General features: G+C 65.5%; 10 protein-coding genes. 5 read left to right on the top strand and 5 right to left on the bottom strand.

Annotation, left to right across the window (positions count from 1 at the left end; genetic code table 11):
• Window positions 1–101: 101 nt before the first annotated feature.
• Together EPB08_RS02090 and EPB08_RS02095 are read right to left on the bottom strand one after the other, a co-directional pair.
• On the bottom strand, window positions 102–1,133 hold the full coding sequence (locus EPB08_RS02090) for a 2-dehydropantoate 2-reductase (RefSeq protein WP_130617398.1): 1,032 nt from the start codon (window positions 1,131–1,133) through the stop codon (window positions 102–104).
• Window positions 1,130–2,788, bottom strand: coding sequence for an FAD-binding dehydrogenase (locus EPB08_RS02095; protein ID WP_130617399.1), 1,659 nt, complete (start codon window positions 2,786–2,788; stop codon window positions 1,130–1,132). Before EPB08_RS02095 ends, EPB08_RS02090 begins: the two co-directional genes overlap by 4 nt.
• Window positions 2,789–2,990: 202 nt before the next feature.
• On the opposite strand from EPB08_RS02095, the gene EPB08_RS02100 reads away from it, so the two are divergent.
• From EPB08_RS02100 to lpdA, 4 genes are all read left to right on the top strand, one after another.
• Window positions 2,991–3,809: a DUF2884 family protein gene (locus tag EPB08_RS02100; RefSeq protein WP_130617400.1), complete on the top strand. Its 819-nt coding sequence runs from the start codon at window positions 2,991–2,993 to the stop codon at window positions 3,807–3,809.
• Window positions 3,810–3,981: 172 nt separating this feature from the next.
• Entirely contained in the window at window positions 3,982–4,815 is an 834-nt protein-coding gene (locus EPB08_RS02105; protein WP_165418360.1) for a mechanosensitive ion channel family protein, read from the top strand.
• Window positions 4,816–5,031: 216 nt separating this feature from the next.
• On the top strand, window positions 5,032–6,717 hold the full coding sequence (gene aceF / locus EPB08_RS02110; protein WP_130617401.1) for a dihydrolipoyllysine-residue acetyltransferase: 1,686 nt from the start codon (window positions 5,032–5,034) through the stop codon (window positions 6,715–6,717).
• Window positions 6,718–6,815: 98 nt separating this feature from the next.
• Window positions 6,816–8,672 carry a dihydrolipoyl dehydrogenase gene (gene lpdA / locus EPB08_RS02115; protein WP_130617402.1) on the top strand — a complete coding sequence of 619 codons (1,857 nt, stop codon included), beginning with the start codon at window positions 6,816–6,818 and terminating at the stop codon, window positions 8,670–8,672.
• A gap of 66 nt (window positions 8,673–8,738) precedes the next feature.
• Here the strand turns inward: lpdA and EPB08_RS02120 are convergent, their stop codons facing one another.
• Entirely contained in the window at window positions 8,739–9,785 is a 1,047-nt protein-coding gene (locus tag EPB08_RS02120; RefSeq protein ID WP_130617403.1) for a hypothetical protein, read from the bottom strand.
• A gap of 269 nt (window positions 9,786–10,054) precedes the next feature.
• Here EPB08_RS02120 and EPB08_RS02125 point away from each other — a divergent pair, with 269 nt between their 5' ends.
• Window positions 10,055–10,345, top strand: coding sequence for a hypothetical protein (locus EPB08_RS02125; RefSeq protein WP_165418361.1), 291 nt, complete (start codon window positions 10,055–10,057; stop codon window positions 10,343–10,345).
• Window positions 10,346–10,348: 3 nt separating this feature from the next.
• Here EPB08_RS02125 and EPB08_RS02130 read toward each other — a convergent pair whose 3' ends face one another.
• Together EPB08_RS02130 and EPB08_RS02135 are read right to left on the bottom strand one after the other, a co-directional pair.
• Entirely contained in the window at window positions 10,349–11,017 is a 669-nt protein-coding gene (locus EPB08_RS02130; RefSeq protein ID WP_130617405.1) for a hypothetical protein, read from the bottom strand.
• A gap of 58 nt (window positions 11,018–11,075) precedes the next feature.
• Complete coding sequence (locus EPB08_RS02135) at window positions 11,076–12,950, bottom strand: tetratricopeptide repeat-containing sulfotransferase family protein (RefSeq protein ID WP_130617406.1); 1,875 nt, start codon at window positions 12,948–12,950, stop codon at window positions 11,076–11,078.
• Window positions 12,951–13,003: the final 53 nt, after the last annotated feature.

The raw sequence follows: 13,003 nt of genomic DNA on the forward strand, positions 1-13,003 counted from the left end.
CGAATGACCGGTCAGCCTCTTTTTGTAGGAGCGCACCCAGTGCGCGAAAAGCCAACGGAGCGGTGACGCCGATACGCCGCGGTCGCGCACTGGGTGCGCTCCTACAAAGAAGAAGTGGTGGCGCTTCGCAGCTCTTGCAGCAGTTCGTCGCCGCGCCACTCGCGCGGTTCACGCTCGACCGCGTGGACGAGCGCGGCCAGTCGTGCGTTGACGGGGGCCGCCGTGCCATGCGCTTCCGCCAGCCGGACAATCTCGCCATTGATGGCATCCACTTCGGTGGGGCGGCGGCGCTGCAGGTCCTCCCACATCGAGGACCGCGCCACAGGATCGATCGCCAGCATGCGCGAGGCCACGCGCTGGAACCACGCATCCGGCATGTCGAGGATGCGGGGCAGCCAGCGCGCTGGCAGCGGCGTAAGGCGTGCCGGCTGCATGCCGGCCGCCTTGAAGATGCACAGCGCCTCGCGCTGTGCGAGCGCGAGGCAGCGCCGCCAGGGGCGCTGTGACAGCTCATCCCGCAGCGGCAGCGACGACAGTGCGTTGATCGCGTTGTTGAGGTTGAGCAGCAGCTTGGCCGACTGCACCGCAGGCATGTCGTCGCGCAGCGTCAAGGGCAGTCCCGCGGCGTCGAACAGCGCCATGAACGGCGCCAGCAACGCATGCGATTCGACCATCAGTTCGCCGCCGGAGCCCTGATGGAAAACGCCGGGCTGACCCTGCAGCACATTGAACGGCACCATGCCCGCCAGCACCGGATGGCCGGGCAGGGCATCCCTCAGCACCTGCGTGTTGTGCAGGCCGTTCTGGAAGCTGATGACGGGAATGCCGGGGGGCAGCACGTCGGCGAGTTCGCGCGCGACAGTCTCGGTGGCGCCCGATTTCACCGTGACCAGCACGATGTGCGCCTTGGCGGCGGCAAACGGATCGGTCCGCACGTCCAGCGCGCGGCCGAGCACATGCCCTTCATGGCCTTCCAGGTCGGTCCAATCCAATCCGTGCAGTCGCCAGGCGTCCGTCACGCGGCGGCGGCCGATGAAGGTGATGCGCGCGTGCTCGTGCAGTCGCGCGCCGAGGTAACCACCCACGCTGCCCGCGCCATAGATGGCGATACGCGGTAAGGCATGCACGCTCATGCGATGGCGGCTGCCGCGGCGCGACCGGCAACGCGGCCGGAGAACAGGCAGCCGCCGAGGAAGCTGCCCTCCAGTGCCCGATAACCGTGCAGACCACCACCACCGAAGCCGGCGGCTTCGCCGGCCGCATACAGCCCGGATAGCGGCTGGCCATCGTGGCCGAGCACGCGTCCCTGCAGGTCGGTTTCCAGTCCGCCCAGCGACTTGCGCGTGAGGATGTTGAGACGCACCGCAATCAGCGGGCCGTTCGCGGGATCGAGGATGCGATGTGGCTTGGCCACACGCACCAGCTTGTCGCCGCGATAACGTCGCGCGTTATGGATGGCCATCACCTGCGCATCCTTCGCGTACGGGTTGTCGAACTGCAGGTCGCGCGCTTCGATCTCGCGGCGCAGGTGCGCCAGGTCGAGCAACTGGTTGCCGGCCAGTGCATTCATGCCCGCCACGAGGTCTTCCAACGTGTCGCGCACGATGAAGTCCCTGCCGTGCTGCTTGAACGCTTCCACCGGCGCGGGCGCACCCTTGCCGACCGCGCGCTTGGCTACCTGCCGCCAGCTCTTGCCGGTGAGGTCGGGGTTCTGTTCCGAACCCGAAAGCGCGAACTCGCGACGGATGATCTGCTGGTCTAGGATGAACCAGCTGTAGTCGTAACCCGTGCGACGCAGGTGATCGAGCGTGCCCAGCGTGTCGAAGCCGGGCCACAGGGGGCCGGGCAGGCGCTTGCCGGTGGCGTCGAACCACAGCGAGGACGGGCCGGGCAGGATGCGGATCGCATGCATCGGCCAGATCGGATTCCAGTTCTCGATGCCTTCGACGTAGTGCCACATGCGATCGCGGTTGATCTGTCGTGCGCCCGCGTTCTCGCTGATGCCGAGCATGCGGCCGTCCACATGCGCGGGCACACCGCACAGCATGTGTGCCGGTGGCGAGCCGAGACGTTCGGGCCAGTTCCTGCGCACCAGTTCGTGATTGCCGCCGATGCCACCCGAGGCGACGATGACGGCCTGCGCCCGCTTCTCGAACGATTCCACTGCGTTTCGCGTGCTCGGCTTGCCGCGCTCGACCTCGTCGTGGGCCAGCACGACGCCACGAACGCCCACGACGGCGCCACCCTCGACGATGAGTTCGTCGACACGATGGCGGAAGCCGAACTGCAACACGCCCTTGGCCTGCGCTTCATGGGCGCGGCGCACGAACGGTTCGATCACACCTGGGCCGGTGCCCCAGGTGACGTGGAAACGCGGTACCGAATTGCCGTGACCCACCGCGCCGTGTCCGCCGCGCTCGGCCCAGCCCACCACCGGAAACCAGCGCATGCCCATCGCATGCAGCCAGCTGCGCTTCTCGCCCGCGGCGAAATCGACATAGGCCTTGGCCCACTGGCGGGGCCAGTGATCCTCGGGGCGGTCGAACGCCGCCGTGCCCATCCAGTCGGCCAGCGCCAGCGCGTGCGAATCGCGCACGCCCATGCGCCGTTGCTCGGGCGAATCGACAAAGAACAGCCCACCGAACGACCAGAACGCCTGTCCCCCCAGACTCTGTTCCGGCTCCTGGTCGAGCACCCATACACGCTTGCCGGCATCGGCCAGTTCCGTGGCGGCGACCAGGCCAGCAAGGCCGGCGCCCACCACGATTACGTCCCACCCTTCGCGCATCCCACGACTCCCCTCATGGTGATCAGCTTGGGTGAACTTAGCGTGCCTCTGCGGGCCTGCCTATGCGCAGTGCGTCATGACCCGGGCGTTGGGTATGACCGATGGCAGGGGATGACACCTGGCCCATGCCCGGCATGGGTGCGTGTCGCATTGTTTGCTGGCGCCACATGGCGCTGACGCGGATCTTAGGGAGGCGATCGGCATGCGTACGACATTCATGGCCTGTGCAATGGCAGCTGCCTTTGCCTTCGGTGGCGCTGCACAGGCGCACGACTTCTCGGTGCACCACGGCAAGTGCGGTTATTCCACCGACTTCGACGTGAGCGTGACCCCGGAGGGCATCGACTTCAGCCGCGATACCGGACACCCCGGCACGGTGTTCATGCACGACGGGCACCTGAAAGTGGACGGCCGCGATGTGGCTGTATCCGCCGACGATGCGACGCGTCTGCGCCAGTACGAACAGGAAGTGCGCGGGCTGATGCCGGAAGTGGCTGGCATCGCACGCGAGGGCGTGAACATCGGGTTTGCAGCGATGCGCACGGTGCTGATGACGTTCGCCGAGAACGACAGCGACCGTCATGAGCTGGTGGACAAGCTGGACCGCAATCATCGGATGGCGCTGGCCAGTATCGACAATGGACTGGGCAAGGGAGTGTGGAAGCAGCACGCCATGGATGACGCACTGGAGCAGGGCATCCAGGGATCGGTGTCCGATCTGGTCGGCAAGGTGACTGGCCAGGCCGTCACGGCGGCGTTGAGCGGTGATCAGAGCAAGGTGGCCGCGCTGGAGGCGCGTGCCGACTCGCTGGACAAGACCATCGACAAGGAAGTCGACAAGCGTGCCGATGAGCTGAACAGGCGGGCCGATGCACTGTGCCCGAGGCTTGGCGCGCTCGAACAACTGCAGCAGCAATTCCGCTTCCGCCTGCAGGACGGCTCGCGCCTGCAACTGCTCACACACGAAGACAAGGACAACAAGAAGCTGGTAAAAGCCGCCGATCATGCGCGCGCCGATTGAGGCGAACTCCGCGCATGGATCCTGAAGGTCGACGCTCCCCAGCACGACCCGCTTGTGCCGCGCTTCTACCCTGGCGCGGCTTTTTTGTGCCCGCCTAACGCTCGAAGCAACGGAACCTTGATCGACGTGCTGCTAGGCTCGCCGGGTTTTTCCCTCGAGAGACCTGCAATCCATGCACGATTTACTGGCCCGTTTGCCGCTTTCCGAAGGCACCATCAACACGATCATCAACGTCATCATCGCACTGCTGATGCTGCTCATCGGCATCTGGCTGGCGGCACGCCTGGCCAATGTCGCGCAGCGCGCCATGCATCGCGCGAACGTCGACCCCACGTTGACCGGCTTCCTGCGCAACCTCACGTATGGCGTGCTGATCGCGTTGCTCATCGTGATGGTGCTGCAGCAGGCCGGCGTGCCCTCGGCCCCGCTGGTGGCGGCGCTTGGCGCAGGCGGCCTCGCGATTGGCCTGGCCTTGCAGGGTTCGCTGAGCAACCTTGCCTGGGGCGTCCTGCTGATCGTGTTCCGCCCGTTCCGCGTGGGCGACTACATCCAGGCCGGCGGCGTGGAGGGCACGGTGCAGAGCCTGAGCCTGATGCATACGCAGCTGGTCCTGCCCGATAACCGCGAGGCGGTGGTGCCGAACACCAAGATCGGTTCCGACGCCATCATCAACTTCAATCGCCTGGGCACGCGCCGCTTCGAAGTGAAGCTGCGCATCGGCTACAAGGACGACATCGGCAAGGCCATGGACGTGATCCGCGAGCTGCTGGCCGCCGATCCGCGCATCCTGCGCGACCCCGCGCCCGGTGTATGGACGGAAAGTCTTACCGAGAGCGGCGTGGGCCTGGTGTTGCGTGCCTACACCAGCAGCAGCGACGGCTGGGGCGCGCAGACCGACCTGTTGCGCGCGGTGAAGGATCGTTTCCAGGCCATGGGCATCAGTCTGGCGGCGCCACAGCGGGACTTCGTCCTGATGCAGGGGCGTCCGCCGGAGCAGACCACCTGACCAAGTGGAATACCCGGCGAGCCCTTGATGGGGCTCGGTTTCCGGGATCACTGCGACAGTTCGTCGAAAACCTTGGACCAAAGTAGTGCATACGTATGCGAATGGTGGGTTCAACCGATCCAAAACCGTCCGGAAGCGGGTCTCGTTCGCTATGATTAACGCCTTACGCGGCCGTCATCCCCGCACGGCACGCCATCGCCATCCGTAGGAGAAACCATGGCCGACCTCAAAGAAGCACGCGTTCCCGATATCGGCAGCGAGAATGTGCCGGTGATCGAAGTGCTGGTGAAGCCGGGCGACAAGGTCGCCAAGGAACAGGGCCTGGTCACGCTGGAGTCGGACAAGGCGACGATGGAAGTACCGGCCCCGTTCGCGGGCACGGTCAAGGAAGTGAAGCTCAAGGTGGGTGACGAGGTGTCCGAGGGCACCCTGATCGCCATCATCGAGGCCGAAGGCGCCGCTGCCGCGCCGGCCCCGGCTCCCGCCGCTGCCCCCGCCAAGGCCGAAGCACCGGCCAAGTCCGCACCCGCGCCCGCTCCGGCCGCAGCCCCGGCTGCCGCGCCCGCTGGCGGCGGTGGCGTGCAGGAAGTGCGCGTGCCGGACATCGGCAGCAGCGACGTGCCGGTCATCGAGATCCTGGTCAAGGTCGGCGACACCATCGCCAAGGACCAGAGCCTGATCACGCTGGAATCGGACAAGGCCACCATGGAAGTGCCCGCGCCGTTTGCCGGCGTGGTGAAGGAATTGAAGGTCAAGGTGGGCGACGAGCTCTCCGAGGGCAGCCTGATCGCCCTGGTCGAGGCCGCTGGTGGCGCGCCCGCCGCCGCGCCGGCCCAGGCCGCCGCGCCCACCAAGGTGGAAGCGCCCAAGGTCGAAGAGAAGCCCGAGCCGATCGCCGCACGTGGCGTGATCCCGGGCAACGCGCCGGAAGGCGACGTGGCCCCGACGGCCCGTCCGCCGTTCGATGCCGGCATCGTGATGCCGGGCGACGCCCCGTACGCCAGCCCTGCCATCCGCGCCTTCGCGCGTGAGCTGGGCGTGGACATCCGCCAGGTGAAGGGTGGCGGCCGTGGTGGCCGCATCCAGCGCGAGGACGTCACCGGTTACGTCAAGCACGCGCTCGCCTCCGGCGCGCGTCCCACCGGCGCGCCGGTCGCGGCCGGCGGCGGTCTCAACCTGCTGCCGTGGCCGAAGGTCGACTTCAGCAAGTTCGGCGAGATCGAAGAGAAGCCGTTGACGCGCATCCAGAAGATTTCGGGCGCGAACCTGGCCCGCAACTGGGCGATGATCCCGCACGTCACCCAGCACGAAGACGCCGACATCACCGAGCTGGAAGCCTTCCGCAAGAAGCTCGGCGAAGAGAACAAGGACCTGAAGGTCACCCCGCTGGTGTTCCAGATCAAGGCGGTGGTCGCGGCGCTGAAGAAGTTCCCGCAGTTCAACGCTTCGCTGGATGAAACCGGCGAGAAGCTGATCCTCAAGAAGTACTTCCACATCGGCATCGCGGTGGACACGCCCGATGGCCTGGTGGTGCCGGTGATCCGTGATTGCGACAAGAAGGGCCTGCTGGACCTGGCGGTCGAACTCGGCGAGATCTCCAAGAAGGCGCGCGACAAGAAGCTCGGCCCCAACGAAATGTCGGGCGGCTGCTTCTCGATCTCCTCGCTCGGCGGCATCGGCGGCACGGCGTTCACGCCGATCGTTAACGCACCGGAAGTGGCGATCCTCGGCGTCTCCAAGGCGGCGACCAAGCCGGTGTGGAACGGCAAGGAATTCGCCCCGCGCCTGGTGCTGCCGCTGTCGCTCAGCTACGACCACCGCGTGATCGACGGCGCGCTCGCCGCGCGCTTCGCCTCCTACCTCGCGCAGCAGCTGGGCGACATCCGCCGTCTGTTGCTGTGACGTTGCTTTTCCCTCTCCCCGTCGGGGAGAGGGCAGGGTGAGGGGCAGGTGCTCGCGGCACCGCCTCAACAGGTAGAGAAAGAATCAAAGGATCCCCCATGGCAAGCACCATCGAAATCAAAGTCCCCGACATCGGCGGCCACGACAACGTGCCGGTGATCGAGGTGCTGGTGAAGGTCGGCGACACCGTCGCCAAGGAACAGAGCCTGATCACGCTCGAATCGGACAAGGCGACGATGGAAATCCCGTCGAGCGCCGCCGGCGTCATCAAGGAACTGAAGGTCAAGGTCGGCGACGAAGTCTCCGAAGGCGCGCTGATCGCGGTGCTCGAAGCTGCGGACGCTGGCGCCGCGGCTTCTGCTCCCTCTCCCCAGCGGGGAGAGGGTCGGGGTGAGGGGGCAACCTCGCCTCAGTCCGGCACTAGCAGTGCTCCCGCGAGCACCCGACCCTTGTCCCCTGTTGGGGGCTCACCTCAATCCTCTCCCCAGAAGGGAGAGGAGGCGAAGGCGCCGCAAGCGGCATCATCATCGGGAAGAGCGGCCGATATCGAATGCAAGCTGGTCGTGCTGGGCTCGGGCCCGGGCGGCTACACCGCCGCGTTCCGCGCGGCCGACCTCGACGTCGATACCGTGCTGGTCGAGCGCTATGCCTCCCTCGGCGGCGTCTGCCTCAACGTGGGCTGCATCCCGTCCAAGGCACTGCTGCACGCCGCCGCCGTGATCGATGAGGCGGAAGCGATGGCTGCACACGGCGTCAGCTTCGGCGCGCCGAAGATCGACCTCGACAAGCTGCGTGACTTCAAGACCAAGGTGGTCGGCAAGCTCACCGGCGGCCTCTCCGGCATGGCCAAGCAGCGCAAGGTGCGCACCATACAGGGCGTGGGTACCTTCATCTCGCCGAACGAGATGGAAGTCCAGACGGCCGACGGCACCAAGCTGATCCGCTTCGAGAACGCCATCATCGCCGCCGGCTCGCAGTCGGTGAAGCTGCCGGCGTTCCCGTGGGACGACGAGCGCATCATGGACTCCACCGGCGCACTCGAGCTGAAGGAAGTGCCGAAGAAGCTGCTCGTCGTCGGCGGCGGCATCATCGGCCTGGAAATGGCCACCGTGTATTCCTCACTCGGCAGCGAAGTGACCGTGGTCGAGTTCATGGACCAGATCATCCCGGGCGCCGATGCGGATCTCGTCAAGCCGCTGGCGCAGCGCCTGGCCAAGAAGCTCAAGGGCGTGCACCTCAAGACCAAGGTGGTCGAGGCCAAGGCCACCAAGAAGGGCATCGAGGTCAGCTACGAGGGCGATAGCATCCCCGAGACCAAGCTGTTCGATCGCGTGCTGGTCGCCGTCGGCCGCTCGCCGAACGGCAACAAGATCGGCGCCGACAAGGCCGGCGTGACCGTCACCGAGCGTGGCTTCATCAACGTCGACACGCAGATGCGCACCAACGTGAAGCACATCTTCGCCATCGGCGACCTCGTGGGCCAGCCGATGCTGGCGCACAAGGCCACGCACGAGGCGCGCGTCGCTGCCGAAGTCGTGTCGGGCATGAAGAGCTACTTCGATGCGCGCGTGATCCCGTCGGTGGCCTTCACCGATCCGGAAGTGTCCTGGGTTGGCGTGACCGAGCGCGAGGCGAAGGAAAAGGGCCTCAAGGTCGGCGTGGGCAAGTTCCCGTGGGCGGCCAGCGGTCGCGCCATCGGCATCGATCGCACCGAGGGCTTCACCAAGCTGATCTTCGACGAAGAGACGCATCGCATCGTCGGTGGCGCCATTGTCGGCCCGCATTCGGGCGACCTCATCAGCGAGATCTGCCTGGCGATCGAGATGGGCGCCGAAGCCGGTGACATCGGCCTCACCATCCACCCGCATCCCACGCTGGGCGAGTCGGTGGGCATGGCAGCCGAGGTCTACGAAGGCACCATCACCGACCTGTACATGCCGAAGAAGAAAAAGTAAGTCGGCTGCTTCGGTAACAGAGAAAGCCCGGGATATCCCGGGCTTTCTTGTTGCTGGGATACGAACTCAGTTCGACTCGGTGAACTGGATCGACGGCGAGGTGCCGCTGCTGGCGGTGCAGCTGCCGAGGTTGAGGTTGTTGCTCTCGCCCGTGGTGCCGGAGTTGGCGACGCAGGACGGTGCCGTGGTGGAACCGTCAGTCACGGCGACCTTCACCGTGATCGACGAGCCGCTGTTGAACACGGCTTCCGAACCGCCGGCGTTGCCGACCACGTTGAACTCCGATTCCTTCCACACCTGGGCGAGGTACAGCACGCTGTCCTTGCCGCTGGAGCTGTAGGCCTTGGTGCCGTTGGTGAATACCACCGTGTCATTGCCACCCGCGGTGACCGAGCCGGTGAGCTTCACGTTGGCCAGCTGGGTGGCCGGCACGTCGGGAGCGGTGGCCGCTGCGCTGTTTTTGTAGCAGTCGCCTGCGCCGTCACTGCCCCAGCCGCTCGGACAGCGCGTACCGTAGCCGATCATCCAGTACTGCATGAACACGGCTCCCGAACCCTGCACTTCATAGTCCGGCGCATACACGAACTGCTGCCAGATGGTGCAGCCCGAGCGGCTCTTGCACGCGGACGTGGTCGAGTTGAAGCTGGAGTTGATCTGCAGCGAATACTCGTTCGCGCCGAGGATGCCCCCACCGCCGTACGACGCCACGCCCGTGCCGGTCTCCGAGGTTACGCCGGTGACGGTCGGGAACGTTCCCACCGTCTGCGTGATGAGGCTGGTGGTCTGCAAGGTGTAGTCGTTGCCGTTACCGGCCGTCTCCGACGCGCCCAGCAGCGCCCAGCGCGGCGTGGGTTGAACGCGCGGCACCACCTCGTGACACGCCGTCTGATGCCAGACGATGCTGGGATACGTAGCCTGGAAGCAGCCTTCCGAGGGCGTGGCGATATGCGCGATGTCCTCGCGCCAGCTGGCGCGTGCCTGTGCCTCCAATGGCCCCACGATTTCCGCGGGCGCCTGCATGGAATCACCCTCCGCCGGTGCGGCGTAGGCGGAAGGAAGCCACGCAGCGGCGACGAGGCTGGCGAGAAGCACGAGCTTCAGGTTTGTTTGCATGGATACGTTCTCCCTGGTGTGCGTATAGCTATCGGTGGCGGCCCAGGACAACCCGTGGGTCGATGGTTTCCAACAACAACTCACCTACACGCCCGCAACTGGAACAGTTGCAGCGAATCTATGAATCTATCGAGGCAGATTTTTCCGCCCTTGCAGGCGGCGAAGAAACGGTGACGGTCCCCAGCGAAGCAAGCACTCGATGACGAAAGACGCGAGTACTTCGGCGGCTTTGGTAACGCATCTGTAGCGTGCTTGCAAATCGAAATAACGTGCGCGAAAAAGCGACAGGAAGACGCAAGTCTCGCTGCAGATCTTTTGCATCGAGCCAAACAAGCGCACACGAGGAGTTACATGACGAAGGCGGCTTCGCGGTTCGTGTGAAGAACGCTTCGAACAAACGCAAAAATGCGCGAACACATTTCGTTGACATTGCGCATCAAGCGCGCGGTACTCGACAAGCAGTCGGTCGCCATAAAAAGATGTCGCGTCAGCTGAAAACGCGCATCGTGGAAATTTCCTTGAAATACATCACAAAAAAAGGCTTCTGCGTGATGTTGTGACCCTCAGCTTGCCGGCTTGGCGAGCGCTGCCTCGATGGGTTTGGCAGTCTGTTCGAGGTGGCCGCTCGTTTCGGCCGATGTGTTGATCATCTGCTGCACGATGCCGAGGAACTCCACGGGGTCCACGTCCTTGCCAAGGCTGATGCGCGTGCGCAGGTCGACCATGCGCGGGCCGTTGAGCGTAATGGTGCTGTCGTGCGTCACCCAGTTCGAGGCATCGCGTTGCGCCGCATAAGCCGTGGCGTACTTGTGCAAACGGTCGATGTCGATCCATGCGGCTGACTGGTTTGCCACGGCGACGTCCCACGCCTGGGTGGCGAATGACGGCCAGCTGACGCTGACTACAAAGTGGTCCTTCATCTCACGGATGTGCTGGTTGATCTGCGGATCCGGTACACCGTGACGCACGTCGTCACTGATCGCTTCCCTCAGTGAGCGCAGTGGTTCCAGTTTATGCGCGTTGTCGGCGAGGGCATTGTTGATGCTGTCGAGTGTGCCGTGCAGCTCGGTCTCGATCTGTGCGCTTGCCTGCTCCGCCGCGTGGCGATGGTGGATGTGCTCGATCCATTGCTCCAGCCCCAGTGCAGTGAGGATGGACAGCACGATCATGAAGTAGTGCTGCGCGAAGTCGCGCAAGGAGTGCATCCGGACCTTCGGTACCTCGAAGTGCATGTGAACTCCATTCAACGCGGACGACAGGGGCGCAGCGTAGCCGATCCTCCGGCCGGCTTCATGCCTCGTAGCCGAGACGCTCCAGCATCGGTTGCAGGATGGGCAATACGGGTTCGAAGTGTTCGCGGTAGGCATGCCAGCGATTGACCGCCTTGCGGTGGATGCCCTGGGTCACCTGCGCATAGCTCGGCGTGCTGATGTAACCCTTGTCGCGCGCATGCTCGGCGAAGCGCGCCATGGGCGAGGCGTCGTCGATGTCGAGAAACTGGCCCAGGCGCGTGACGTGCTCATCGAACCGGCTCACCACCGATTCGTAGCGCCATTCGAGCACGCGCGGCGCGAACACTTCCACATGGCGGTACCACTGCTCGAATGCCTGCACGTAGCCTTCAGCCAGTCTCTTCAACGACGAGCAGAGCACCATGAAGGGCGGGGCGCGGAAGGGCAGCATGTAGCAGCTGAGCAGCACATCGCAGGGATGGCGAAGGCACATGATGATGCGCGCCTCCGGGAACAGCCGCGCGATCATTGGCAGGCACAGCATGTTGAGCGGGTTCTTGTCGATGAGGCGGCGTTCACCCAGATCAGGCAGCACCTTGTGCGACATGGCGAGATAGAGGCCGCGCAGCTGGTCGGCCTCCTGCTGCGTCAACCCGGCGAGGTCGTGCGGATACGACTGCCCCGCCAATTGCATGCGATGGACCAGTTCGTAGACGAAATCGCGTTCGTCCATGGAGCGGAAATCGGGGTGCGCGTCGAGCATCTGCTCAAGCAGCGTGGTGCCGGAGCGGGGAAAGCCCACCACGAATACGGGACTGTCGACAGTGCGCGGCGCAGCCAGCGTGCTCCACTGGTCGTACTGCGCGTGACCGATGCGATGGGTTGCCATGGACAGCGGCTGGCTGCCCTCGGCGGTGAGCTCGGGCACGATGGCGCCGGCGATCTCCAGCTGCGCTGCGTGGGCGATGCCCGCGGCACGCCAGGCGTCCTCGTGGCGGCCCTGTTTGCTCATGACACCGGCCAGCCCGAATGCGGCAGCCGCACGCGTGTCCGGACGATCGCCCAGGGCGAGCAGGCGCTCATACAGGCCCGCCGAATGGTCCAGGTCACCGCGTTGTGCGGCGACAGCGGCATGCGCCTGCCAGGCGGCCGTGGCGAGCGTGGAGGATTCCGGGAGTGCCGTTTCCACCTGGTGCAGCGGTACGCGTTCCAGCTCGGCTTCGGCGAGATCGATCTGGTTGCTGCGCTCATGCATCGACGCGCGCAGCGCCGCGATGCGCCACTGCATGATGCGTGCGTCCTCGCCCTCGGGCAGCACCGCCCGGTCCAGTGCCTGGAAGGCTGCCGCCTGTTCGCCCTGCGCGGACAGCATGGTGGCGAGCAGCAGTGCCTGTTCCGCAAGCTGCGGTGGCCATTCGGCGGCATCCGCGAGCATCTCCTGCTCACCCCGGTGATCGCCGCAGGCGTGACACGCATGCGCCGCCTGCAGGCGCGCATCGATGAAGGCGGGCACCAGCGCCACCGCGTCGAGCAGGGCCTCGCGTGCCTGCAGCCAGCGTTGCTGCTGGGCATGGAGCAGGCCGAGGTTGTAATGGATCTGTGCTTCCTGCGGTGCCAGCGCCAGCGCACGGCGCAGGGCGTCTTCGGCAACCGTCACATCGCCCAGCTGACGGGCAACGACGGCGAGGTTGTTCCAGTATTCGGCGACGGTCGGGTTGCGCTGCACGAGGCGGTGGAAGGTCGCCAGGGCTTCGCTGAGCCGGTGGCTGGATTGCTGTGCAGCACCCAGCAGGAGCAACGCGGTGCTGTCGATATCGCCTTGGGCGGCGACGGGTTCGCCAAGTGCCAGCACGGCGGCGAGATCGCCTCGCTGGTACGCCGCCAGCATGCGGGCGGTGAGTTCGGCGGAGGATGGCGCGAAGTGGTCCGTCATCCTTAGATCCTAGCAGCGGGATGGTCGCGGCAAGCGCCGCGACCATCCGCCAT

The organism is Dyella amyloliquefaciens (assembly GCF_004296575.1).
GTDB classification, from domain to species: Bacteria; Pseudomonadota; Gammaproteobacteria; order Xanthomonadales; family Rhodanobacteraceae; genus Dyella; species Dyella amyloliquefaciens.